Annotated in this window: 20 protein-coding genes, 3 tRNA genes, 2 rRNA genes and 2 pseudogenes (1 of these 27 only partly in view); 15 read left to right on the forward strand and 12 right to left on the reverse strand. The window is 40.2% G+C overall.

Translation table 11 applies throughout. From position 1 onward, the window contains the following. From L6494_RS15485 to tnpA, 6 genes and pseudogenes are all read right to left on the reverse strand, one after another. A 23S ribosomal RNA gene (locus L6494_RS15485) occupies positions 1-417 on the reverse strand; it reaches 2,415 nt to the left of the window's first position. Positions 418-673: 256 nt separating this feature from the next. Then, positions 674-746 (reverse strand) — tRNA-Ala (locus tag L6494_RS15490). 80 nt (positions 747-826) lie between these two features. Further along, positions 827-900, reverse strand: a tRNA-Ile gene (locus tag L6494_RS15495). A 124-nt stretch (positions 901-1,024) separates the two neighbouring features. Then, positions 1,025-2,515, reverse strand: a 16S ribosomal RNA gene (locus L6494_RS15500). Together the 16S and 23S rRNA genes with 2 tRNA genes alongside form the textbook arrangement of a ribosomal RNA operon. Positions 2,516-3,191: 676 nt before the next feature. Then, positions 3,192-4,424 (reverse strand): annotated as a pseudogene (locus tag L6494_RS15505) (ISAzo13 family transposase). A gap of 343 nt (positions 4,425-4,767) precedes the next feature. Further along, positions 4,768-5,025: pseudogene (gene tnpA / locus L6494_RS15510) on the reverse strand (IS200/IS605 family transposase); the annotation flags it as partial. Positions 5,026-5,046: 21 nt separating this feature from the next. On the opposite strand from tnpA, the gene L6494_RS15515 reads away from it, so the two are divergent. Then, entirely contained in the window at positions 5,047-6,129 is a 1,083-nt protein-coding gene (locus L6494_RS15515; RefSeq protein WP_237996037.1) for an RNA-guided endonuclease InsQ/TnpB family protein, read from the forward strand. Positions 6,130-6,307: 178 nt separating this feature from the next. Here the strand turns inward: L6494_RS15515 and L6494_RS15520 are convergent, their stop codons facing one another. The 6 genes from L6494_RS15520 to alr all read right to left on the reverse strand — a co-directional run bounded on the left by L6494_RS15520 (position 6,308) and on the right by alr (position 10,224). Continuing rightward, positions 6,308-6,766 carry a reverse transcriptase domain-containing protein gene (locus L6494_RS15520; RefSeq protein WP_330911013.1) on the reverse strand — a complete coding sequence of 153 codons (459 nt, stop codon included), beginning with the start codon at positions 6,764-6,766 and terminating at the stop codon, positions 6,308-6,310. 154 nt (positions 6,767-6,920) lie between these two features. Further along, entirely contained in the window at positions 6,921-7,844 is a 924-nt protein-coding gene (locus L6494_RS15525; protein WP_237988605.1) for a hypothetical protein, read from the reverse strand. 75 nt (positions 7,845-7,919) lie between these two features. Then, positions 7,920-8,213 (reverse strand): hypothetical protein, encoded by a 294-nt coding sequence (locus L6494_RS15530; protein WP_237988607.1) that lies wholly within the window; start codon positions 8,211-8,213, stop codon positions 7,920-7,922. A 2-nt stretch (positions 8,214-8,215) separates the two neighbouring features. Continuing rightward, positions 8,216-8,461: a hypothetical protein gene (locus L6494_RS15535; protein WP_237988609.1), complete on the reverse strand. Its 246-nt coding sequence runs from the start codon at positions 8,459-8,461 to the stop codon at positions 8,216-8,218. A gap of 409 nt (positions 8,462-8,870) precedes the next feature. Further along, positions 8,871-8,952: transfer RNA gene (locus tag L6494_RS15540), tRNA-Leu, on the reverse strand. 84 nt (positions 8,953-9,036) lie between these two features. Beyond that, the gene (gene alr, locus L6494_RS15545; RefSeq protein ID WP_237988611.1) at positions 9,037-10,224 is read right to left on the reverse strand and encodes an alanine racemase; all 1,188 of its coding nucleotides are present in this window, start codon (positions 10,222-10,224) and stop codon (positions 9,037-9,039) included. A gap of 409 nt (positions 10,225-10,633) precedes the next feature. On the opposite strand from alr, the gene L6494_RS15550 reads away from it, so the two are divergent. The 14 genes from L6494_RS15550 to L6494_RS15615 all read left to right on the forward strand — a co-directional run bounded on the left by L6494_RS15550 (position 10,634) and on the right by L6494_RS15615 (position 24,251). Next, complete coding sequence (locus tag L6494_RS15550; protein WP_237988613.1) at positions 10,634-11,131, forward strand: HNH endonuclease; 498 nt, start codon at positions 10,634-10,636, stop codon at positions 11,129-11,131. Positions 11,132-12,079: 948 nt separating this feature from the next. After that, a complete protein-coding gene (locus tag L6494_RS15555) occupies positions 12,080-13,366 on the forward strand; it encodes a DHH family phosphoesterase (RefSeq protein WP_237988614.1) in 1,287 nt (428 codons plus the stop codon). 204 nt (positions 13,367-13,570) lie between these two features. Next, complete coding sequence (locus L6494_RS15560; protein ID WP_237988615.1) at positions 13,571-14,770, forward strand: HNH endonuclease; 1,200 nt, start codon at positions 13,571-13,573, stop codon at positions 14,768-14,770. A gap of 76 nt (positions 14,771-14,846) precedes the next feature. Beyond that, positions 14,847-15,092 (forward strand): hypothetical protein, encoded by a 246-nt coding sequence (locus L6494_RS15565; protein WP_237988617.1) that lies wholly within the window; start codon positions 14,847-14,849, stop codon positions 15,090-15,092. Continuing rightward, complete coding sequence (locus L6494_RS15570; protein ID WP_237988618.1) at positions 15,085-15,474, forward strand: type II toxin-antitoxin system VapC family toxin; 390 nt, start codon at positions 15,085-15,087, stop codon at positions 15,472-15,474. Before L6494_RS15565 ends, L6494_RS15570 begins: the two co-directional genes overlap by 8 nt. A gap of 32 nt (positions 15,475-15,506) precedes the next feature. Further along, positions 15,507-16,001 carry a phosphohistidine phosphatase SixA gene (gene sixA, locus L6494_RS15575; protein ID WP_237988619.1) on the forward strand — a complete coding sequence of 165 codons (495 nt, stop codon included), beginning with the start codon at positions 15,507-15,509 and terminating at the stop codon, positions 15,999-16,001. A gap of 112 nt (positions 16,002-16,113) precedes the next feature. After that, positions 16,114-17,250, forward strand: a complete 1,137-nt coding sequence (locus L6494_RS15580) for a citrate synthase (protein WP_237988620.1) — start codon at positions 16,114-16,116, stop codon at positions 17,248-17,250. 395 nt (positions 17,251-17,645) lie between these two features. Beyond that, the gene (gene nuoH, locus L6494_RS15585; protein ID WP_237988621.1) at positions 17,646-18,764 is read left to right on the forward strand and encodes an NADH-quinone oxidoreductase subunit NuoH; all 1,119 of its coding nucleotides are present in this window, start codon (positions 17,646-17,648) and stop codon (positions 18,762-18,764) included. Between the two features lie 64 nt (positions 18,765-18,828). Continuing rightward, a complete protein-coding gene (gene ndhI, locus L6494_RS15590; protein WP_237988623.1) occupies positions 18,829-19,422 on the forward strand; it encodes an NAD(P)H-quinone oxidoreductase subunit I in 594 nt (197 codons plus the stop codon). 89 nt (positions 19,423-19,511) lie between these two features. Beyond that, the gene (locus tag L6494_RS15595; protein WP_237988624.1) at positions 19,512-20,117 is read left to right on the forward strand and encodes an NADH-quinone oxidoreductase subunit J; all 606 of its coding nucleotides are present in this window, start codon (positions 19,512-19,514) and stop codon (positions 20,115-20,117) included. Between the two features lie 37 nt (positions 20,118-20,154). Then, on the forward strand, positions 20,155-20,460 hold the full coding sequence (nuoK, locus tag L6494_RS15600) for an NADH-quinone oxidoreductase subunit NuoK (protein WP_006199065.1): 306 nt from the start codon (positions 20,155-20,157) through the stop codon (positions 20,458-20,460). A gap of 6 nt (positions 20,461-20,466) precedes the next feature. Continuing rightward, on the forward strand, positions 20,467-21,387 hold the full coding sequence (locus L6494_RS15605) for an NAD(+) kinase (protein WP_237988625.1): 921 nt from the start codon (positions 20,467-20,469) through the stop codon (positions 21,385-21,387). A 434-nt stretch (positions 21,388-21,821) separates the two neighbouring features. After that, positions 21,822-22,613 carry a GNAT family N-acetyltransferase gene (locus L6494_RS15610; protein WP_237988626.1) on the forward strand — a complete coding sequence of 264 codons (792 nt, stop codon included), beginning with the start codon at positions 21,822-21,824 and terminating at the stop codon, positions 22,611-22,613. A gap of 60 nt (positions 22,614-22,673) precedes the next feature. Then, entirely contained in the window at positions 22,674-24,251 is a 1,578-nt protein-coding gene (locus tag L6494_RS15615; protein WP_237988627.1) for a hypothetical protein, read from the forward strand. Positions 24,252-24,412 lie beyond the last annotated feature (161 nt).

Below are 24,412 nucleotides of genomic sequence, written 5' to 3' on the forward strand. Positions count from 1 at the left end.
TGGGATTCCTCGTGCCCCATGCTACTCGGGATTCAGCTACTATCCTTCAACTTTCGACTACAGGACTTTCACCTCCTCTGGTGCAGTATTTAGCTGCTTCGTCTAGTCTCCAAGATTCGTTATCGCTGTCCCACTACCCCAATCGGTAAACCAATTGGTTTAGGCTCTTCCCCTTTCGCTCACCACTACTTAGGGAATCTCTTTTGATTTCTCTTCCTCCAGCTACTAAGATGTTTCAGTTCGCTGGGTTGGCTCTTTCCTGTCTATATATTCAACAGGTAGTATTTAGGGTTGCCCCATTCGGACATCTCCGGCTCTTCGTTTGCTTCCAACTCCCCGGAGTATTTCGTCGGTAACCACGTCCTTCTTCGCCTCTGTGTGCCTAGGTATCCACCATGAGCCCTTATTAGCTTGACCACAAACAATTGGTTTTCATCCGGCAAACACTTTGCTTCCGGCTCTGATTTCTGATTTCTTCACACTGATTTTACTCAGCACTCATCTCTCAGCACTCATCACTTTCTCTCTTCGGTGTTTGCTAATTTCTCGCTTTATCTATGCAGTTTTCAAGGTTCTGGCTGGTTTTCACCCAGCAGTCTAACTCTTTATCGATACATACTTTTATATATCTTTACTGTTAGTTGCTGAATTTTCCGGTTTCTTTTTTTTCAGGTGGAGGTTAGCGGACTCGAACCGCTGACATCCTGCTTGCAAAGCAGGCGCTCTACCAACTGAGCTAAACCCCCAAATCATAATTCGTAATTCGCAATTCTTTATTCGTATTTAATTACGAATTACGAATTAGCAATTACTAATTACTTTCAGGTGGGCCATCCTGGACTCGAACCAGGGACCTCACCCTTATCAGGGGTGCGCTCTAACCACCTGAGCTAATAGCCCAAAAGAACCTAATTATTAGTTTGAAAGCCTTTTCAACTTCTGCGACCGACCTAGGTTAGACCTTCTCAGTCTCTATTCACAACTTTCGCTGTTTTCGTTACTTGAGTGGTTTAGGTCTCCCTATAAAGGAGGTGATCCAGCCACACCTTCCGGTACGGCTACCTTGTTACGACTTCACCCCAGTCACCAGTCCTACCTTAGGCATCCCCCTCTCCTAAAAGTTGAGGTAATGACTTCGGGCGTGACCAGCTTCCATGGTGTGACGGGCGGTGTGTACAAGGCCCGGGAACGAATTCACTGCAGTATGCTGACCTGCAATTACTAGCGATTCCTCCTTCACGAAGGCGAGTTGCAGCCTTCGATCTGAACTGAGCTACGATTTCTGAGATTTGCATCACATCGCTGTGTAGCTGCCCTTTGTTCGTAGCATTGTAGTACGTGTGTAGCCCAAGACGTAAGGGGCATGCTGACTTGACGTCATCCCCACCTTCCTCCGGTTTGTCACCGGCAGTCTCTCTAGAGTGCCCAACTTAATGCTGGCAACTAAAAACGAGGGTTGCGCTCGTTGCGGGACTTAACCCAACATCTCACGACACGAGCTGACGACAGCCATGCACCACCTGTGTTCGCGCTCCCTAAGGCACTCTCCCCTTTCAAGGAAATTCGCGACATGTCAAGTCTTGGTAAGGTTCTTCGCGTTGCATCGAATTAAACCACATACTCCACCGCTTGTGCGGGCCCCCGTCAATTCCTTTGAGTTTCACACTTGCGTGCGTACTCCCCAGGCGGGATACTTAACGCGTTAGCTCCGGCACGGCTCGGGTCGATACAAGCCACGCCTAGTATCCATCGTTTACGGCTAGGACTACTGGGGTATCTAATCCCATTCGCTCCCCTAGCTTTCGTCCCTCAGTGTCAGTACAGGCCTAGCAGAACGCTTTCGCCACCGGTGTTCTTCCTGATCTCTACGCATTTCACCGCTACACCAGGAATTCCTTCTGCCCCGAACGTACTCTAGCTCTGTAGTTTCCACTGCCTTTACAAGGTTGAGCCTTGCTCTTTGACAGCAGACTTACAGTGCCACCTGCGGACCCTTTACGCCCAATCATTCCGGATAACGCTTGCATCCTCCGTATTACCGCGGCTGCTGGCACGGAGTTAGCCGATGCTTATTCCTCAGGTACCGTCATTTTTTTCTTCCCTGAGAAAAGAGGTTTACAACCCAAGAGCCTTCCTCCCTCACGCGGTATTGCTCCGTCAGGCTTTCGCCCATTGCGGAAAATTCCCCACTGCTGCCTCCCGTAGGAGTCTGGGCCGTGTCTCAGTCCCAGTGTGGCTGATCATCCTCTCAGACCAGCTACTGATCGTCGCCTTGGTGGTCTCTTACACCCCCAACTAGCTAATCAGACGCGAGCTCTTTCTCAGGCGGCAAGCCTTTCACCTTCCGGCACATCCGGTATTAGCCACCGTTTCCAGTGGTTGTCCCCGACCTGAATGCAGATTCTCACGCGTTACTCACCCGTCCGCCACTAGAATCCTAAGATTCCCGTTCGACTTGCATGTGTTAAGCATACCGCCAGCGTTCATCCTGAGCCAGGATCAAACTCTCCATTTTGTTGAGTCTTTCTTTTAGCTCTTTTGGCTGCTCTTTTACCACCTCAGCCTGGTGTCTTTATTTTCTTGACGCAGGGTAGTTGCTTTTTTTAGGCTTTCAAACTATAATTTTTTCAAGGTTCGGTTGCCCCCCGGACTGCGCTTCGTCGCGCTCTTCCCTTCAGGCACTTATCCAATATATCTAACTTCTCTTTCAGTGTCAACTCTTTTTTTGAATTTTTTTTCTTGAAGCCTTTTTATTTAATTAAACTCAACGAGTCTGTCACCAGACCCGACCCGTTGGTCTTCAGAACCGTGCATGAGACTTTCACCTCACACGGCTCCTCGCTGACTTGGCTCTTGTCATGAGTACCTCTAACTACCATGCGGCTAACTCATCTTCTTCTATGAGGGTTTTTGAGTTATCGTTGGCAGTTTTACTATCGTGGCAGTGACGATGCAATGCTTGAAGGTTTCCGTATAGGGACTTCCAAAGAATAAATTATTCCAAGAAAAACAAGAGACGGGTTCTCTCAAGAATAATAATCATTTTAAGGGGGGAGAAAAGGGGTTGCCCTCGGCAACCCCTTTTCTCCCCCTCATTTAGGCATGAAGAATCTATACACTTGTCGTCTGCTTTGAAGTTAAACAGTGTAAATAAGGGATGTTTTGTAGCTAAATAAATGCTGTTATTAAAATCAAATTAAGTTTGTTTTACTACAACAAATATCAATAAACCAGTTACCTAAATTTGGGAAAAATTCATGAGTAGAATCGGTTAGCCGATGAATCTGTTTTTTAATTTGAGCCATAGCTTTTTTTGTAAGCTTTACCCCATTTTCATAAGTTTCGTGTACTAGCTTAACTGCTGGATGTTTCCCGTTTCATTTCATAGTATTAGCGAAATTTAAAGCCGTTTCTAGTTCATCTAAAATACTGCCGTTCCAATGATTTTCTAGTACTGCCCATGTTCTTTCTATTGGATTATACTTACTATGATAGGGAGGATAGTAGGCTAAACGTATATTTACTTGATGCTTGTGAGCAAACTCTACTATACGTTTCATGAATTGGGTACGTCGTGAACTATTCTGTGGACCATTATCTTGATTGAGAAGTAGGGTTTGAATATCGCCAAAACGATGCTTTTGTTCTACCCAAAAATCTTCTAAAATATCAACAATAAAATCGCTTGTAACTTTCGATTCTGTAAAGTACAAAAATAGCTCATCAAGCTCTGGAAGAAAGATACCATAAGGAGTTACAGTTGTTTGTGGATTATAATCATGGTCATCAGCTTTCGCTCCATCCCGGCTTTTACCCCCTCGATCAAATGAGCCAATCTTAACGCGGGCTTTTCCGTCCATACTTAGACGTAAAACACTCTTATCTTCCGAAGCATCTTTATTTACTATGTCTAATTGCTCAAAGATTGCATCAGTTTGTGGGATTTTTTTTGAGGCTGAACTTTCTTTACCCTTCTGAGCTTGTAACCTAAATTATTTAATTTGACGCGAATTGAATAGGAATGTGTGTAAATTTTCATCACTATAACCATACTTTTCAATTAATTGTTTTCTAACTTCAACGGCACTAAGTCTGGTATATAGTCTTTGACTTTTAAAGCTCGGATCAGTTTGACTATGGAAGTCAACTAAATTTTTTATGTCTTCTAAAAGATTTGGCAGGTGTTCTTCTGCTTTACAACGTCCTTTTGCGCTCATGTTATCAACGCAAGTAATACCACTTTTTAATTCTCTTGTCCCTTTCCTAATTGTGTCTCGATTCCATCCTAATTCTGATGATGCAAGTCTTTGTCCTCCTAAACCTAAGCCCTGAACTGTCTGCGCCATAAATTTACGATTGGCTGAACCTTTTAATTGAAATGCAGTTTCAATCAACAACTTTTTAAGAGAATCAGTTAATACTATAGACATACCACACTCAAAAATCCAATCATTATTTAAATTACTACAAAAGGGGGTGATGAAAGTTTTAAATCCTAGCAATTTGCCGTTGCATTGTTTTCCTGAATGGTTGTTATTAACCTCATACTGCCTGATATTGAATCCGAGAAAATCGAAGCCAGAGTCTTTATAATCGTCTGTTTCTTCTTCTGGGATTATCGGGTTTAGCAGAGTGTGACCTATTCTGGTTTTACTAGGACTTAATTCTAGACCCATTTTTGCTAACCACTTTGAGACCAATATAACTGCGGCGGGCTAGCCCCTGGCTTTAGACATGGGGGTTAGCCGCAGGCGAATTTATTCGCCTTCAAGTTTCTTTTTGATTTTGAATGTACATTTTTATTGTCTCCAGGGGTACGCCTCCAACTGTAGATACAAAGTAAGAATTAGTCCACAAAGTAGGAAGTTTAGTCTTTAATTCGGGAAATTCCAAACGAAGATTTCTAGAACTATTACCTTTGAATCTTTTTACTACTTTGTGGATTCCAAACTGGGGGTCTACCTCAACTAAAAGATGTACATGGTCGGGCATTATCTCCATTTCTAAAATTTCTACTTTTATGTCAAAAAGGCACAAGCCAAAGCCATAGATGAAGCTATCCGCACAAGTCAGTTTGTCAGAAACAAGGTACTTAGATACTGGATGGATAATCGTGGTATTGGCAAGAAGGAATTGTACCAATACAACACTCAATTACGAGCAGAATATGAATTTGTCAAAAACTTAAGCAGTCATTCTTGCCAAGCATTTGTTGAGAATGTAGAACGTGCTATTAATAGATTTTTTGCTAACTGCAAGGCTAAAAAACCAGGTAAGAAAGGTTATCCAAAATTTAAAAAGCATAGTCGCTCTGTTGAATATAAACAACAGTCTTGGAAACTACACCCTTCCATACGACGGATAGCATTTACCGATAAAAAAGGTATTGGCGAACTTAAACTATTGGGTAAATGGGATATTCATCAATATCCTGTTGATTTAATTAAACGAGTGAGGATTGTTCGCCGTGCCGATGGGTATTATGTGCAATTCTGCGTGAAAGTTGATAACAAGCAGGAAGCACCATTAACTACATCCGAAATCGGCATTGATGTAGGTTTGGAATATTTCTACTCTGATAGCAATGGCAACCATGAAGAAAACCCGCGATATTTACGTAAAGCCGAGAAAGATATTAAGCGAGTTCAAAGAAATATTTACAAAAAGAAAAAAGGGTCATCTGGCAGAAAAAAAGCTCGTGGTGTTTATGCTCGTAAGCATTTAAAAGTAACTCGACAAAGGAATGAACACGCTAAGAGATTAGCGCGTAACTTATGCCTAGCTAACGCTAAGGTAGTCTTGGAAGATTTAAATGTTTCCGGCTTGGTGAAAAACCACAAGTTAGCCAAGAGCATTTCTGATGTCTCTTGGTACAACTTCCGCCAGTGGCTCGAATACTTTGGTGAGAACTTTGGGCGGGAAATAGTTGCTGTTCCGCCTCATTTCACTAGCCAGGAATGCAGTAATTGTGGTGCTAAAGTCCAGAAATCTCTTAGCACCAGAACACATTCTTGTCTACATTGCGGACACATTGAACAACGTGATGTGAATGCTGCCAAAGTAATTTTAAGTCGTGCAAAGGCAAGGCAGTGCGGTCTTGGGGAGACCCCAAGACCGCACTGCCGCTAGGGGTGGGCAACCCCAAAGTAACGCCAGTCGAGATGTTCCCTCTACTTCTATTGGACGCAAGTCCAGTAAAAGCAAGGAACGTCAGTGACGCTGGAATCCCACGGCTAAAGCCGTGGGGAGTGTCAATAAATCTCTCATCTCGATGACTTGAGATTTTTGGTTGGCGAGGATTACAAAGTCATCGGCATATCTTAATTAATGATATGGAACTTTGATTTCTATTTTTCGTACCTTTGAGGCTACGTGCATAATCTACTACTAGTTGTTCTAGTCCATGAAGGGCTATATTTGCTAATAGGGGAGATATTACACCGCCTTGGGGTGTGCCTTCTTTAGTCTCAAAGAATTGTCCATCATCCATTACCCCCGATTCTAGCCATGCTTTGATGAGTCTCCGCATAGTTGGGAATGTATTGATTTTGTTGAGCAATTCTTTGTGGTTGATTTTATCGAAGCATTTCGATATATCAGCATCTAGAACGTATTTGTACATTTTACTGATGCTGTTAAATATTGCTTCGATTGCATCATGGGTGCTTCTTCCTGGTCGGAATCCATAGCTATTAGACTCAAAGAGAGCTTCCCATTCTGGCTCAAGAGCTAGTTTGGCAAGGGCTTGAGTCGCTCTGTCGTGCATTGTAGGGATACCGAGGGGACGCTTGTCACCGTTAGATTTAGGAATCCAAACCCGGCGGGTGGCAAAGCCGGGGCTTTACTCATGGATATCTTGCTTGGCGATTACCAGGTTTAGGCTAGGGTGTTGACTTTGTAGGAAAAGCATTAAAAAAAGTTCATACAAATTCTGCGTCGTTATCTAAGGTCGAAAATACGATTTTTCTTTTCGAGAGCATGGACTGACCAAAAACTTGAGATGACCAATCCTTAAGGTCTATATAGCGAACATTTTCTAATGCCTGTTTAACCACAGATGTGGTCAAATTCATCGTACATAAACAAATGCTTAAAATCATCTGACCTATCTGTTTGAGAGGGCATCTAGAGGAAAAATGTTTGTATTTACCAAAAATAGATTCAATGATATCAGAAGCTGCCAAAAAAGTTTTATCCTTGGGAATCTGTTCGATTTCAGTTTTTATATATAACCAAATATTTTGTGGGAAAGTTATATCCAGAAATGTTGAATTGTTTTTTAACTGGAATTCAGCTAGAGATTCTTGATTAATACCGTTTTGTTTAAGTTGAATTTCTAAGGCTCTGGTCATCATCACCATTTGACTCCAAATCCGGATGTCTTCTTGATAATCTTTTAACCATCCAAACTTCATAATTAATTTTTGATTGAAAATGTCCGGGTCAGAAGTTTCTGCTAATTTTAATAAAGTCTCAATTGGACATTTCAACAGTTTCTCTGCCCAATTAATCAACTTCTCTACATTGAAATAACGACATTGAGAGCGTTGCGATGGTGGAGATATAAAGGCTAATTCGGTTTGTTGAAGTTGATGCCGACACTGATTACATTTTTGAATAAAAGATTGATATTTTTCGGAATTAGCTAGCTCATGTTTGAGTAATAAAGCCATTGCATGAGTTACATCATACGTATAAACTACATCTGGATATTTTTGTATGTAAAGCTTAATTCCTTTTTCAATGTCACTACCATGATCTGCTATTATTTGTACTGGGCAGCCCACTTTAGTAGTTAGTTCACAAAGCTTTTGTTCAATCAATTCTCCTCTGGTCGAATCCATGATTTCCAGTGCTAATACTTGAACATCATGGTGTTTTAATCCTCTTTTTGATGGGAAAACTTCCGATTCTAAGTATTATTGAGATACTCCCAAAACCACCAAACACTTTTGCTTTCCTAATTCTACTGTTAGGTCTATAATAAAAACCCAATCACTTCGGTATTCTTTGGCTCGTTGTAGTTCATATAAACCAATTCTTCCTAACCAACTTCTCACACTACTGAAGCAGGGAGTTTTTACTTCCTCCGCCGATGCTTCCCACTTCAAGTTATTCTCAACTCCTCGTAAGCTACTTCCAGAATCAATGCTTTGTTGTATGGCTTTTTGTACTGTTTGAACGCTATATTGATGCCCGAACGCTGCCACCATCTCTATTTTTTCGGAATTTTCTTCCCCTTTTTTTGTCCATCAACCAAATTGGTATGAAGGATACGTAGTTCTTTTTCTGCTTTCATCGCCCGTGTTTTCCAATTCTCTCTTGAGAGCAATAAATCCCTAACTTTTACTTCTAATGCTCTGAGCTTTTTTTGTCTCTCAAGGGCTATCTCTTTCCAATTCTCTCTACTTTGTTTAAACAGACGAATTAATCGGCTGGAGGAACTTTTTAATTTATTCATTAACCACCCAACCTCAATTTGATATTTTTAGGTGTCTATCCTGTATGAAGAAATATCATCATAAGATACCCAAAGTCAACACCCTAGGTTTAGGCTCCCAGTAAGAGCGTCGTTCATTCCCGCTTTACGGATTGAGGACTAGTCGCTACCGTAGGGAAAGGGCTTTCACCTCAGCACTTGAGGGGTAGGATTCACACCTACATTGTTAATCAGTTATCTAGGCTATTACCTAGCAGCTAATCCCCTAGAATCTTTGTGGAGTCTAGTTTCTAGCTAACGAATCGCACGCATCTAAGGCTTGCCAACCAAGGGTTTTGACATGAAATTTTTTACCGGAAAGCCGCAAATAACAAGAGGGTCTTAGGTAAAAATCGACCTAAGACCCTCTTGTTTATTGTTTAAAACTATATGCGGATGAAAGGACTTGAACCTTCACTCCTCTCGGAACTAGAACCTAAATCTAGCGCGTCTGCCAATTCCGCCACATCCGCATCACATAGTTATACCACCATAACATATTTTTTAAGAAAATAGGGAATAATTCAAAATCAATCACCAATGTCCAATATCGCCAACTAAATTACTCCTACACGAGGCAGGCGATGTTTGAAGCCGCACAGAATTTCCCAAGAAATGGTCTTTAATTCTTCTGCCCAATCATCAGCTGTAATTTTTTGATCGCCTTGTTCACCAAGTAACGTAACTACTTCACCTTCTTGTACATCTGGAATAGTAGTGACATCTATCATTAACTGATCCATTGTGATTGTGCCGATTTGTGGTACTCTCTGACCCCGAATTAATACCTGTAATTTGTTTGTAAGATTCCGTGGTACACCATCAGCGTAACCAATACCAACAACAGCTAGACGCATTTCATTAGGAGCAATAAATTGATGACCGTAACTAACACCTGTACCCGCAGCAATTGTTTTGATGTGGGTGACTCGTGCGTTAAGTTGGAGAACAGGCTTGAGGTTGATCGTGTTTTGTAAATGTGGTGCTGGGTAGAGTCCATAAACAGCTAGACCAACACGTACTAGGTCGTAGTGTAATTTTGAGTCTGCGAGGGTGGCGGCTGAGTTTGCCAGGTGCAAGCTAGGAATTTTGATACCTAAAGCTTTGATTTGAGCGATCGCTTCCTCAAATCTTTGATGCTGTTGTTGCATAATTGCTGGATCTGGGTTGTCGGCTGTAGCCAAGTGGGAGTAAATACTGGCAATATGAAGATGAGGTAGCCGGTCTACTAACTGTACAAATTCCCCTGCTTCTTGCCAGTTAGTACCTAATCTAGACATTCCTGTATCTAGCTTGATATGTACAGGAAGAGGCGAATTGTATTGAATAGTTTCTAACACGTTAGAAACTATTAAAGCTTGTTTGGGAGAGCCTATTGTGGGCTGGAGTTGCCATTGAGCGATCGCATGAATTTGTTCTCGTGTGTGGGTTGCACCTAAAATCAAAATTGGTGCTTTAATACCGCTTTCTCTGAGTTGAATCCCTTCAGGAACTGTAGCAACTCCCAACCAACTTGCACCTGCTTGTAATACTATTTGAGCAACTGAAACTGCACCATGACCATAAGCATCTGCTTTGACTACTGCCATCAATTGGGTATCTGGTGATAAACATTGCTTGATTTGCTGTACATTATGTGTCAATGCGTTTAGGTCAATTTCCACCCAAGCACGTTGCGAAAACCAGGCGTAAGTGTCGCACTGTTGATAAGCAGCAATGCTTACAGCTTGTTTGCGACTTAACATTTCTCCTCCCTCCTATCACACCACTGTTCAATTACTTTGCTCTGTTATTAGTTTGTATTTTCAATACTGTTAGGTATATCAGAGTTAATCTGAAAGTTTAACCTTGATTACGGAATAATTACAATATAGCTAGCTCTACCTTTAGGTGTAAGTAATATTTCACTGTACGCCATAAAAATATCTACTGAAGTAGTTCATGGGGAATAGGACATGAAAAAGTGATGCTCACTATCCTATTTCCTATAATCAGTCCCCCGCCACAAATCTTGATTGCGTGAGGATTTCAGCAACTATAGGTTCTTATCTGTATAATTTTTGAAATTATTGCGGAAGTATAATTTATTCTCATCTCCCAATAAGCGGAGATTCGTGTTAATATATGTAAAACTAATACCTTGAGCTTTAATCAATGGGTAAGGTTTTAGTCCTAAACGCCTCTTACGAACCGCTCAATATAACCAGCTGGCGTCGTGCTGTGGTTCTGTTAATTAAAGGCAAAGCAGAACGTGTTGAACACAACGGTAGATTTCTTTATGCAGATTTTCCGTTGCCAACCGTGATTAGGTTGCGCCATTATGTGCGCGTCCCTTACAAGGAAATTCCACTTACTCGCCGAAATATATTGCATCGTGATGGACATAGTTGTCAATACTGTGGCTATACAGGCGATGAGTTGACATTAGACCATGTAATACCGCGATCGCGTGGTGGTGGGGACAGTTGGGAAAACATTGTTACAGCTTGTGTCCGTTGCAATGTGAAAAAGGGTAGTCGTACTCCCCAAGAAGCTCATATGTTGCTGCGCCATCCACCTCGGCAACCTTATAGTAGTCTCTATTTTGAGGTTAGCAAGCATCTTAAGAGTGGACTGCATCAAGAGTGGCAAAAATATGTTATAGGACTTTGACATCAACACGCTAATCATTAGTACCCGGTAGCTCGATTGTCACTTAATCCGGGTACTAGATTCGTGTGTATTGGGTGAAAGTACAGTTTAAGTACCTTGGATTGTCGCTGCTCTGGGTACAAACTCCTCATGGAAATTATCTAAAACATAATTTTTATTCAGATTTGCTAGAATATCTGTACTTTCGTCGCAGATAGCTATAGCATCTGATAAATTTTTAGCTAAATAATTCAGCAACAACCCATTATAACTTATAAAACATCAAAATAGATAAACTTGCTAAGAAATTATTGTCAATATCTTGGATATGGTTGGCAGTACGCAAAATTCTTCAGGAGTTTATTGTCTAATATGATACATAAAAATCCAACTTCACAAAGAAAAAATCTGAAGCGAATGAGTTGATACAGAGTAAATTTTCGTTATAGATATAAATAATTGTGAATTCCTTGAAAACTATAACTAAATGACTAAAACTACTGACCACAAATATCGGGCAACTAAACGATAAAATATAAGGATAGACAGAAATATAGGGACAAAACCGTAACCTGGGCTAGCAAAATTTTGTGGTTGTGTAGCAAAGATGCCATAGTAGATTTCAGTCTAGTACAAACGTAGAAGACAAGAGGTAAAGGGCAGAGTACATAGGTGTCACCCATACCGTAGTTTAGGCAGGTATTTATCTACAAAAGATAACAAAGATTGATCATTATTTGAGATGCGCGTTACAAGACCAGAAGTCTTCGTTTTCAGCCTCTATGTGCATTCTGGTAGAATTGGGTAGATGGATAAACTATCTGCTTGACAAAAAATATACCGAGATATGTATCCCTATCTCCTCATACTTTTTGCGAAGATCAGAATGTGGGGCTAAATTCAGTCAAGTGCTGGTTGTAGTGTCTCTAAACAAATTCATAGAGCTTCACACTTAGAACAAATTTTACTATGCAATTGAATTCTTCTTTTATTAAGCAGTCTGATAGTTTTGCATTGACTACTGAGTCAAATTCGGAGGAACCTGACATAGATAAAGAAACGGAAGTGTCACTGACTAAATCTACCTTACCAACATCTACACCTGACGGTGTAGGTATTTATATAGGACAACGTAGCAATTCCTTAGCATTTCAAAAATCAGAAGAATTGCAAAAGACCCTACTGTCACACCGACATGAGCGTCAGTTAATCATTTTACAAGACTTTCCTGACCCTGATGCGCTTTCTTGTGCTTGGACGTACCAGCTAATTGCCCAGCAATACGATATCAAGTGTGAAATGATTTATGCTGGGACATTAAGTCACCAAGAAAATATAGCTTTAGTCAAGCTAACAGGTTTACCTGCCCAACGCTGGACACCTCAAACTATTAAGGGTAAAGACTTATCATTATATCAAGGCTTGGTTTTAATTGATAACCAAGGTACAACCAGTCAGCTACTAACATCTGTACAGCAAGCAGGTATACCATTAGTAGCAGTAATTGACCACCATAGTTTGCAATCTGAACTGAAATCGGAGTTTGTGGATGTTCGTCCTTATGTGCGAGCCACAGCAACGATTTTTACTCAATATCTTCAATGCGGCTTACTAGCTTTAGATAGTAGTATTAGCCAACACGTCAAATGTGCTACGGCCTTAATGCACGGCTTGCGTTCAGATACGAATCGCCTGATGCAAGCGCAAGAAGAAGACTTTATGGCAGCAGCCTATCTGAGCCGATTTTATGATGCTCAACTGCTGAATGCAATTCTTCAAGCCAACCGTTCTAAACGGGTGATGGATGTAATTGAGCGATCGCTAAAAAATCGCATTGTCCAGAATAACTTTTCTATTGCGGGTGTTGGTTACTTACGTTACGACGATCGCGACGCTATCCCCCAAGCAGCAGATTTTCTAGTGACAGAGGAAAATGTGCATACGGCTGTGGTTTATGGCATTGTTCACGATGAAGACGACGAACTAGAAGTAGTCATTGGTTCGCTGAGAACTACTAAACTGACCCTTGACCCTGATGAATTCATTAAGGAAGCCTTTGGTCAAGATAGCACAGGGCGGTTTTTTGGTGGTGGGAGAACGGGTGCTGGTGGCTTTGAAATTCCAATGGGATTTTTATCTGGTAGTAATGAAAATTCCGCTTATGCAAGAATGAAGTGGGAAGTTTTTGACGCGCAAATTAAGCAGAAGCTACTGAAATTAGTGAATCCTAAAGATAACCCAATTCAGTCTGAGTAAAGCTTGTATTCAAGCAATGATAATTGAGAACTAGCATCAACAAAACTAAAGATAGTTCTCAAGTCATATACGCCTCGGAATTAATTCTGAGGAGTGTCTTCTAATTATTTTGAAGAGGAGTATTTTCAAGTAAAAATACTGCTGACTATTTGTATATTAAATAGCTAGGCTAACAATTAGCATTATTAGCCAATTGCATCTATTATGGAAACTATAATTTTTCTTTTCAATGGTGAAGCACCATATCATACGGAAAGAGGAACGATTCAAAATAAAGATTTGCCTACAGAAATTAAAGAATATTTTTCAAAACAGCAGGATTACTATAAAACATTATGGAGTTGTGGAAACTCTAAATTTATAAAAGTTGGAGATAGAGCATATTTTAAGAGAAGTGGTAATGTTAGAAATGAACCGCTTGGTTTTATTGCTGCTGGCTATGTTATTGCAGCACCAGAAAATGAAAAATTAAGGCTTATTGATAAGAGCAAATATTCAGATTTAAGTGCTGCATATGCAGATGATTATGATGGCTGTTTGTATGTTTATATTAAAATAGATTCAGTAGTAGATTTTAATCTTCCTCTAGACCAAAAATATTTAAAGAAATTACCTCAGTTTCAAGGAGTAAATTTTAACTTTGGAGGAGGTGGTTGTAAATTTAACGAAAAATCATCTCCTTTTTTAGATTCAAAATGGGAGGAGCATTCCCTAATACAACACAGAAAAAAACTAGGGTGTAGACTTGTTGATATTTTTGTGGATCAAGGTGAGAATTTTCAGCAAAATAAGGATTATCAGGCTGCAATTGATGCTTATAAATTAGCTTTAGAAGTTGATTCTAAATATGCCAAAGCAATTAATAAAATAAATAATTGTGAATCCATTTTGAAGAAAATAAATGAAACAAACCCACCAAAATTACCTAACAGGAACGATAAACTATCAAAGGCTAGAGAAGAACTTGATAAGGAGAAATTCTTCACTGTCCAAAATGACAGTGAAGCTTGCCAGAAAATTTATGTATCAATAGCTAGGAGGCAAGGGCAATCAAAGTTCCGGCAAAATTTACTAGAAGCTTATTCTTCTAGGTGTGCAATTACTAATTTTGATGCAGAGGAAGCACTCGAAGCTGCTCATATAATCCCTTATATTGCAACAGAAAATAATCATCCTTCAAATGGTTTGTTATTACGTGCTGATTTGCATACTTTATTTGATTTAAATCTTATTGCCATCAATCCAAAAACAATGATGGTACATATTTCACCTACCTTACAAAAAACTGAGTATAGAGTGATCGAGGGCAAAGAGTTACGTATTCCAAAAAATGAACTGCACCATCCCAGTTTACAGTTCTTAAAGAAGAGATGTGAAATGTGTGAATGGTTCAAACATTTGTAGTGCGATCGCTCATTCTGGTAATGTATGGCAAGATAATTAGTATGATACCTTATTGCCTTAATTTGGAGAAGTTTTCATGACACAGCAAGAGTTGTTGAATGAATTTTTATCCCTACCTTTAGAAGCACAGCATCAAGTAATCGACTTTATAGCTGTTTTACGACAAAGATATACAGTAGTTGAATGCGCAACACAACCAGTAGATGATGATTTAGCAAATGATAATTTTATTGGGATGTGGCGCGATCGCCAGGATTTAGCTGATAGCACTGCTTGGGTACGTAGTGTTCGAGAAAATGAGTGGTCAAAGTCAAATGACTAACTTAACCATTATTGATACCGATATTTTAATCGATGCTGGTTATGGCATTATCGAAGCAGTAAACTGTTTACACAATCTACAAGTAAACTCTGGTTTAACGATTAGCATAGTTACACAAATGGAATTGATAGTTGGTTGTGCTAACAAAGCAGAGCTAAAAACCTTAGAAAATTTCCTCAAACAGTTTCATATCATTAAAGTTGATCAAGCTATTTCAAACAAAGAAGTTGATTTATTGCGGTTTTATCGGTTAAGTCATGGCTTGCTGATTGCTGATAGTCTTATTGCAGCCACAGCAATAGTCTGGAATTACCCATTTATTACGAAAAACCAACGGGATTACAGGTTTATTCAAGGTTTAAATTTATTAAAATATCCATAACTTTTAAAACTTTTTACTCAACACTAAATATCGTGGAAGTATATTTTATTCGTCATGGCATAGCAGAAGAACAACAAACCGGAATCAAGGATGAGGAGCGTAAACTTACCAAAGAAGGAAAGCAAAAAACTGAGAAAGTAGCCCAGCGATTACAAGAACTGGGTTTGCAGTTTGATTTGATTGTCACTAGTCCTTTAGTCCGCGCTCGCCAAACAGCAGAAATCCTCCTAGCCACCGGACTTAGTTCTCAGCTAGAAGAATCAAATCATCTAGCTCCCAATGGACATATTTCCAATTGGCTAGATTACTGGTTGCAACCTAAAAATTTTGACCAAAATACCCAACTAGCATTGGTAGGACATGAGCCTTGTTTGAGTAATTGGGCAGAAATTCTTCTATGGGGGGAAGCCAAAGGCGGTTTAGTCCTCAAAAAAGCAGGTATGATCGGAGTAAAAGTGCCAGAAGTAGGTTCACCTGTGGGTCGTAGTCAAATGTTTTGGTTGACACCTCCCAGGTACTTGTTATAACAGTTTTGCAACTTTTCTCTAAAGAATTGTTGTGAGTTAGGCTACTGTTATGGCAACCATAATTTCTGGTAAGTTAGCGTGTCGGATATTTCACTAAGCAAATGGTGTTGCCATGATGGTGTGCGAATACAAGCCTGGTTTAGAAGGCATTCCCGCCGCCCAATCGAGTATCAGTTATGTAGATGGGCAAAAGGGAATTCTAGAGTATCGTGGCATTCGGATTGAGGAATTAGCAGCAAAAAGTACATTTTTGGAAACTGCTTATCTCCTGATCTGGGGAGAATTGCCAACGAAGGAAGAATTGCAGGTATTTGAGGAAGAAGTCCGCCTCCACCGGCGGATTAAATATCGCATTCGGGACATGATGAAATGTTTTCCCGAAAGCGGTCATCCAATGGATGCACTCCAAGCCTCTGCTGCGGCTTTAGGCTTGTTCTACTCCCTGCGGGACTTACATAATCCTGCCTACATTCGGGACTCTGTAGTGCGCCTAATAGCGACAATTCCGACAATGGTAGCCGCCTTCCAATTAATGCGAAAAGGTAACGACCCCGTTAAGCCTCGCGATGACTTAGATTATTCTGCCAATTTTCTCTACATGCTCAACGAGAAAGAACCGGATGAATTAGCAGCCAAAATCTTTGATGTCTGCTTAATTCTCCATGTTGAGCATACAATGAATGCTTCTACCTTTAGTGCTAGGGTGACAGCTTCAACTTTAACTGACCCTTACGCGGTGGTTGCTAGTGCTGTAGGAACGTTAGGCGGCCCCCTACATGGTGGAGCTAACGAAGAAGTTATTCAGATGTTGGAAGAAATTGGCTCTGTGGAAAATGTCCGTGCTTATGTCGATGAGAGGCTGCAAAATAAACAGAAACTCATGGGCTTTGGTCATCGCGTCTACAAAGTCAAAGACCCACGCGCTACTATTTTGCAAGACCTAGCAGAGCAATTGTTTGCTAAGTTTGGCGCAGACAAATACTACGACATTGCCCAAGAAATGGAACGGGTAGTGGCGGAGAAACTAGGACACAAAGGGATTTATCCCAATGTTGACTTTTATTCTGGTTTGGTGTACAGAAAGATGGGAATTCCCACAGACTTGTTTACACCAATATTTGCGATCGCTCGTGTGGCTGGTTGGCTAGCTCACTGGAAAGAACAACTGGCTGAAAACCGGATTTTCCGTCCTACCCAGGTTTATAGCGGTCATCACGAAGTTCCTTACACACCCCTAGACCAACGTTAATTGGTAGTTCCATTGTCATTCACATCGCCTCCCAGTGTTGGGAAATAGCAACTTCATAGACAGTGGAGAACCGTTGCCAAAATGGAAACGGGCGTTTTGTCTTGTTTAAAGAGACTGGGGAGCAGGGGAGCAGGGGGACAGAGGATGAGAAAATACCCCCTTCCCTATTCCCTATTCCCTATTCCCCATAGTCAATCCCAATCCTAGCTATAAGTAGAACTTCTTGTGTAGCTACAGAAGGCAAAAACCATCGGGCGATATACTAGGCATGGGTATTGGCAAAAGATATTCAATCAGGTGTCATCTGAACAGAGATATAAACAGGTGTCGTTGCAGGGATTAGTTTAACTAATGATTGTAATCCACCATGACTTGATGACTTAAAGAGCAGAAACATGAATTCAGGAATTGACCTCCAAGGAACTTTTATTAAATCCTTGATGGATTTAGGACTCCCACAGGGGGCAGCTAAAGCAATTTGGATGCCTCTACCCATGATCCTAATGCTCATTGGGGCAACAGTGGGCGTACTTGTTTGTGTGTGGCTAGAACGGAAGATTTCCGCCGCCGTACAACAGCGAATTGGCCCCGAATATATCGGGCCGTTGGGGTTACTAGCTCCCGTAGCTGATGGACTGAAGCTAGTATTCAAAGAAGATATTGTACCGGCACAAGCTGACCCTTGGTTATTTACCATCGGCCCCATCCTCGTTGTGCTGCCAGTGTTTCTGTCTTATTTAATCGTTCCTTTTGGACAGAATATTATCATTACCAATGTAGGGACAGGAATATTCTTGTGGATTGCTTTATCTAGCATCCAACCTATTGGCTTATTGATGGCTGGTTATGCCTCCAACAATAAATACTCCCTCTTGGGAGGCTTGCGGGCAGCAGCGCAATCTATTAGTTATGAAATTCCCTTAGCTTTGAGTGTGTTAGCGATCGTCATGATGTCTAACAGCCTCAGCACTGTGGATATTGTTAACCAACAATCTGGCTACGGTATCCTGGGTTGGAACATTTGGCGACAGCCTCTTGGGTTTCTGATCTTTTGGATAGCGGCTTTAGCTGAATGCGAACGCTTACCTTTTGACTTACCTGAAGCAGAAGAAGAACTAGTTGCAGGCTATCAAACTGAATACTCCGGGATGAAATTCGCCCTGTTTTATCTCAGTTCCTACGTCAACTTAGTGCTTTCCGCTTTGTTGGTAGCAGTTTTGTACTTGGGTGGTTGGGATTCTCCCATTCCCCTCAATGTTATAGCTGGCTGGTTGGGAATCAGTGATGTGAATCCCGTACTCCAGGTAGTTAATGCTGCTTTGGGTATCACCATGACCCTAATCAAAGCTTACTTTCTCGTGTTTATTGCCATCCTATTACGCTGGACAGTACCACGGGTACGGATTGACCAACTGCTAGATTTAGGATGGAAATTTTTGTTACCAGTTGGGTTAGTGAATCTGCTATTAACCGCAGCTCTGAAACTGGCTTTTCCTTTCGCCTTTGGCGGTTAGTCATTAGTCATTAGTCATTTGACCAGTGACTAATGACAAATAACAAAAAAGAGAGAGACACAAAATGCTAAAGTTCCTCAAGCAAGTTGGTGATTACGCCAAAGAAGTAGTACAAGCTAGTCGTTACATTGGTGAGGGGTTATCTGTCACCTTTGACCATATGCGTCGCCGTCCTGTCACTGTGCAGTATCCTTATGAGAAACTGATTCCTGGTGAACGGTTTCGGGGTCGGATTCACTATGAATTTGATAAGTGTATCGCCTGTGAAGTTTGTGTGCGGGTTTGTCCGATTAACCTACCTGTAGTTGATTGGGAATTTGACAAAGCGACCAAAAAGAAAAAGCTCAAACACTACAGTATCGATTTCGGGGTTTGTATTTTCTGCGGTAACTGTGTGGAATATTGCCCAACTAACTGTCTGTCAATGACAGAAGAGTATGAGTTAGCCGCTTACGATCGCCATGAACTCAACTATGATAGTGTGGCTTTAGGTCGTCTCCCCTACAAAGTTACTGATGACCCAATGGTGACACCACTACGTGAACTAGTTTATTTACCTAAAGGTGTTCTTGACCCCCACGACCTACCCGCCAACGCTCCTCGTGCTGGCGCACGTCCAGAAGACCTAATAGAAACAGTAGAAACAGTAGAAAATTAAGTGTCATTAGTCATTTGTCCTTTGCTAACGACTAAAGACTAATGACCAATGACTAATGACCAATGACTAATGACTGAGGACAAAAAACAGTGAATCTAGCGGAAGGAGTACAACTTGTTACCTTTGGCATACTGGCCGTGATGATGATTGGAGCAGCCCTTGGTGTAGTGCTAGCATCCAGCATTGTCTATTCTGCCTTTATGTTAGGGGGCGTGTTTATCAGCATCGCGGGTCTGTACCTGTTGTTAAATGGTGATTTTGTCGCCGCCGCCCAAGTGCTGGTTTATGTGGGAGCAGTAAATGTGCTGATTTTGTTTGCCATTATGTTGGTGAACAAGCAGCAGAATTTTAGCCCCTTCCCCAGTACGGGAGTGCGGAAAGTCCTGACTGCGATCGTGGCTGTAGGATTGTTTGGGCTATTAAGTACAATGGTATTGGCTACTCCTTGGGCTAACTCTACTATTCCGGTAGCAGGAGAAAGTTCTATCGTTGTAATTGGTGAACATTTCTTCACCGATTTTTTATTACCTTTTGAATTGGCTTCTGTGTTATTGCTGATCGCAATGGTAGGCGCAATTATTTTGGCACGCCGTGAGTATCTGCCAGACGTGACCCCAGAATTGCCCCAAACTGTGTTGACCTTACCAGAACGACCTAGAGAACTGATAGGTGCTGGTAGCGACACCAAAGAATAAATAGAAGCCAGATTTCGCAGAAGGAATACCAGAACTCATGCAACTCCAGTATTTTTTGCTACTTGCAGCCGCTTTATTCTGTATTGGTATTTATGGCTTAATTACTAGCCGTAATGCGGTGCGAGTATTAATGTCAATCGAGTTATTGCTCAATGCTGTTAACTTGAATTTAATGGCATTTTCCAACTTCCTTGACTCAACATTAATTAAGGGTCAGGTTTTCACAGTATTTGTGATTACCGTGGCAGCTGCTGAAGCGGCGGTAGGTTTAGCGATCGTGCTTGCCATTTATCGCAACCGTGATACCGTCGATATGGAGCAGTTTAATCTCCTGAAGTGGTAATTGCGTGTGCAACTCAAGCAGGTAATCATTGCTTATAAAGCGCGAGACTCCCAGAGCAAACGCTGGGCGGAAATTTGCGCTAAACAGCTAGAAAGTCGCAATTGTCAGGTCTTAATGGGGCCTAGCGGGCCAAAGGATAATCCTTATCCGGTATTTTTGGCTTCAGCAGGACAACCAATCGATCTGGCAATTGTCCTCGGTGGTGATGGTACAGTCCTAACTAGTGCCAGGCATTTAGCACCAGCAGGTATCCCCATTCTGGGGGTAAATGTAGGTGGTCATCTAGGTTTTTTAACCGAGTCAGTAGAAGAATTTCAAGATACAGAACAAGTTTGGGATCGGCTGTTTGAAGACCGCTATGCTATTCAACGGCGGATGATGTTACAAGCAGCTGTATATGAAGGTCATCGCACAAATTTAGAGCCAGTTACTGAACGTTATCTGGGGTTGAATGAATTTTGTGTCAAACCCGCTTCTGCCGATCGCATGATCACCTCTATCCTAGAAATGGAAATTGATGGTGAAGTAGTAGATCAATATGTGGGGGATGGACTGATTGTTTCTACTCCCACAGGTTCAACTGGTTATACTGTTTCTGCCAATGGTCCAATTATGCACGATGGTATGGAGGCGATTACCATCACGCCTATTTGTCCCATGAGTCTTTCGAGTCGCCCTATAGTTTTACCCGCAGGTTCTGTTGTGAGTATCTGGCCTTTGGGTGACTATGAGTTGACGACTAAATTGTGGATGGATGGAGTCTTAGCAACTTCAATCTGGCCTGGACATCGTGTTGATATACGCATGGCTGATTGTCGGGCTAAGTTTATTATTTTGCGGGAGAACAATTCTTACTATCAGACGCTACGGGAAAAATTGCTCTGGGCAGGTACTAGGGTTCACTACACTAGTAATCACAAAAATTGATGAAAACGGTAATTTTTCATCTACTACCTCACCATCATACAGGAAAAAATTAGTAATTACTGAGCAATTTGACCAGCGTAGGCGCAGCCAGCCACAGGTATCGCTCGTGCAATTGAATTCATTTTAGCCCCCAGGTATCTTACCGGGGGCTTTCTATGGGTATAAAGCTCTTTAACTGTTGACTTTTTACTTCCGCATAGCGGTTAATGGTTATGCAAACTTGATATTAGACAAATTCTGTATCCTATTACCAGATTTTTGAAGAAATTAAGCTCATAATAAAACACATTACTGACTTTGACTTTTCGCGTTTTGTTCTCAAAACACTCTTAAATATCGCTTTAATAAGTTGACAAATAAAATAATCTATTTCTATGGTCAGTAAATTTCAGAAGTTAGGATATTTATCTCTACATATTTAAGTTGGAAGACAGATGGAAATTTCTTATAGACACATCAATTACCCACTTAGTCCTCCTTCTGACCTCAAAGATTTTCCCATCATAGAAACAGACAAATATATCCTCAAAATTGCATCGACTAATGAAGAGTTAGAATCTATTTTTCGCTTGCGTTTTGACGTTTTTAATCTAGAATTGGGCTTGGGATTTTCTAGTTCTAGCTTGACACAAATGGATCAAGATCAGTTTGACGCTGTTTGTCATCATTTGATGTTGATTTGTAAAACTACTGGGAAAACCATTGGTACGTATAGGATGCAAACGTATAAAATGGCTTCTTACAATTTAGGTTTTGATGCTGCTGATATATTTAATCTTCAGAAAATACCTCATGCTGTATTACAGGCATCTGTAGAAGTGGGACGTGCCTGTATAGCCAAAGAATATCGCAATATTCAAGCTTTGTTATTACTCTGGAGAGGGCTAGCTAACTATCTTATTTGGAGTGGTAATGAGTATTTTTTCGGGTGTGCTTCATTACTGACACAATCCCCTTGGGAAGCTGCATATGCTTATGATTATTTCCGAAAAAATGATTGGATACACGAAACTATCTTAGTTTATCCGCACTCACAATATTGTTTAGATATGCCACAAATTTTTACTAAAACATATCATGTAGAAATTCCAAAAATTGTCCAAGCTTATTTAAGCATTGGTGCTAGGATATGTAGCTTACCAGCAATTGATCAGTATTTTAAAACCATAGATTTTCTAACTATATCTCATCTAAAAGAATTTACAAAATGGCATTTTAAAGCGTAACAATTTGCTGTATAATAATACCGTTTATGTGTCAATACACAAAAATAATCGGTATAAAATATGTTAGCTAAAAAAGTAATTAATAGAATTTCTAGTTTACCCTTTCATTCTCCTTGGTTGATTATAATTATTTTTTCTGTTCTTGGGTTCATAGGTGTGATCAACCATTCTATGTGGAGAGATGAACTCAACCCTTGGCTAATTGTAAGAGATAGTGAGTCTTTTGGAGATTTAATTGCCAATATACGTTATGAAGGTCATCCTGTTCTTTGGTATTTTTCTCTAGCATTTTTGAGAAAAATTGCTGATAATCCTTTGATAATGCAAATTTTTCATTTGACTATTACAATTTTTTCGGTTTCTATTTTTTGTTTATATAGTCCATTTAATTATCAACAAAAATTTCTTTTTACTTTTGGCTACTTTCCTTTTTATGAGTATTTAGTAATCTCCAGAAATTATGCTTTTAGTATGTTGTTTATTTTTACTTTCTGTGCTGTTTTTTCATCCAGAAAGATAACTTATTTTTATTTAGCAATTTTATTAGGGTTACTGGCTAATAGTAGTGCTTATGCTTTATTTGTATCCTTTTCTTTGTCATTGACTTTGCTAGCCGAATTTTGTTTTGATGGGGAACATCGACAGCAATATTTTAGCCAAAGTCGAAAACATGACTTATTTTTAAGTGCTGGAATTATTGTATTTTCTTTTTTATTATCTATTTATATTATTATCCCTCCCGTAGATAGCTATCTTCATGGAGGGTTAGATGATGGATGGTTAATTAAATTAGATATTCATCATTTACTGAGAAGTATCAGCAGATTGTTTGCTAGTTATTTTTTGATTGTACCCAAGCAAAAATGGCTGGATTTAAGTATTTGTGCTGGTATCGCCTTGTTTATCTTTGCTTTAACATTAATTAAGTTAGTTAAAAAACCATTTTCTATATTTTTATATATTGTTGGCAATTGCGTAATCCTGGCATTTACTTATTTGAGATTTGCTGGCGCACCTAGACATTTTGGACATTTTTATTTAATTCTTATAGCTGCTTTATGGTTGGGCAGCTATTATAAAGAATCTAGTTTTTTGATCAATAAAATTACTATGAAAGAAAAAGTAATTACCTTAGGACAAAAATGGCATTATATTGCATTAGTTTTAATTCTTTATGCTCAATTTTTTGGAGGATTATACGGTTTTACAAGAGATTTAATCATACCATTTTCTGCTAGTCGTGAAACTGCTAATTATATTAAAAAATCAGAATTACAAGATGAATTTATTGTTGCTAGCCGAGATGCGAATATGGCTGCAATATCTGGTTATCTCAATCGAAAGCTTTATTATCCTGAACTTCAAAGAATGGGGAGCTTTACAATATTTAAACAAGGTCGTAATCCTGTTGAACAACCTGAGATATTAGAGCAGATTAATTCTATATTTAAGAGTGAAGCAGACACTAAGAGAATCTTACTAATTTTAAACAAGCAACTAAATGTCACTGCAAATGAATTAAAGATTATTCCTATAAAGAATTTTGATAGAGCATGGGTAGATAGTGAACGATATTACCTTTATTGGGTACACAAAATGCCAAATTTGGGTACAGAGTTTTCTCTCCAGAAAGGATAAACAGACTTTTCAAACATCCTCTGAGTGCTGAGTAATAAGCATTTGTTGAGTCCAGGGTCTGTAGGGGCGGGTTGAGCTAAATCTTCGTGAATGATTCGAGCATATCTGTGAACTCGCCCCTACTGTTTGGGAGAAATGCGGGAAAGTTTTAAACCAACCTA

Origin of the sequence: Nostoc sp. UHCC 0870 (assembly GCF_022063185.1) — a bacterium.
In the GTDB taxonomy this organism is placed as follows: Bacteria; Cyanobacteriota; Cyanobacteriia; order Cyanobacteriales; family Nostocaceae; genus Trichormus.

What these genes read in the sequence shown, in the direction of transcription:
- ndhI (WP_237988623.1), top strand. Translation starts at nt 18,829, where the DNA reads ATGCTAAAGTTCCTCAAGCAAGTTGGTGATTACGCCAAAGAAGTAGTA.
- L6494_RS15550 (WP_237988613.1), top strand. Translation starts at nt 10,634, where the DNA reads ATGGGTAAGGTTTTAGTCCTAAACGCCTCTTACGAACCGCTCAATATA.
- L6494_RS15560 (WP_237988615.1), top strand. Translation starts at nt 13,571, where the DNA reads ATGGAAACTATAATTTTTCTTTTCAATGGTGAAGCACCATATCATACG.
- nuoH (WP_237988621.1), top strand. Translation starts at nt 17,646, where the DNA reads ATGAATTCAGGAATTGACCTCCAAGGAACTTTTATTAAATCCTTGATG.
- L6494_RS15530 (WP_237988607.1), bottom strand. Translation starts at nt 8,213, where the DNA reads ATGGTGGCAGCGTTCGGGCATCAATATAGCGTTCAAACAGTACAAAAA.
- L6494_RS15555 (WP_237988614.1), top strand. Translation starts at nt 12,080, where the DNA reads ATGCAATTGAATTCTTCTTTTATTAAGCAGTCTGATAGTTTTGCATTG.
- L6494_RS15565 (WP_237988617.1), top strand. Translation starts at nt 14,847, where the DNA reads ATGACACAGCAAGAGTTGTTGAATGAATTTTTATCCCTACCTTTAGAA.
- L6494_RS15610 (WP_237988626.1), top strand. Translation starts at nt 21,822, where the DNA reads ATGGAAATTTCTTATAGACACATCAATTACCCACTTAGTCCTCCTTCT.
- L6494_RS15525 (WP_237988605.1), bottom strand. Translation starts at nt 7,844, where the DNA reads ATGGATTCGACCAGAGGAGAATTGATTGAACAAAAGCTTTGTGAACTA.
- L6494_RS15615 (WP_237988627.1), top strand. Translation starts at nt 22,674, where the DNA reads ATGTTAGCTAAAAAAGTAATTAATAGAATTTCTAGTTTACCCTTTCAT.
- L6494_RS15535 (WP_237988609.1), bottom strand. Translation starts at nt 8,461, where the DNA reads ATGAATAAATTAAAAAGTTCCTCCAGCCGATTAATTCGTCTGTTTAAA.
- nuoK (WP_006199065.1), top strand. Translation starts at nt 20,155, where the DNA reads ATGCAACTCCAGTATTTTTTGCTACTTGCAGCCGCTTTATTCTGTATT.
- L6494_RS15570 (WP_237988618.1), top strand. Translation starts at nt 15,085, where the DNA reads ATGACTAACTTAACCATTATTGATACCGATATTTTAATCGATGCTGGT.
- L6494_RS15520 (WP_330911013.1), bottom strand. Translation starts at nt 6,766, where the DNA reads ATGCACGACAGAGCGACTCAAGCCCTTGCCAAACTAGCTCTTGAGCCA.
- alr (WP_237988611.1), bottom strand. Translation starts at nt 10,224, where the DNA reads ATGTTAAGTCGCAAACAAGCTGTAAGCATTGCTGCTTATCAACAGTGC.
- L6494_RS15580 (WP_237988620.1), top strand. Translation starts at nt 16,114, where the DNA reads ATGATGGTGTGCGAATACAAGCCTGGTTTAGAAGGCATTCCCGCCGCC.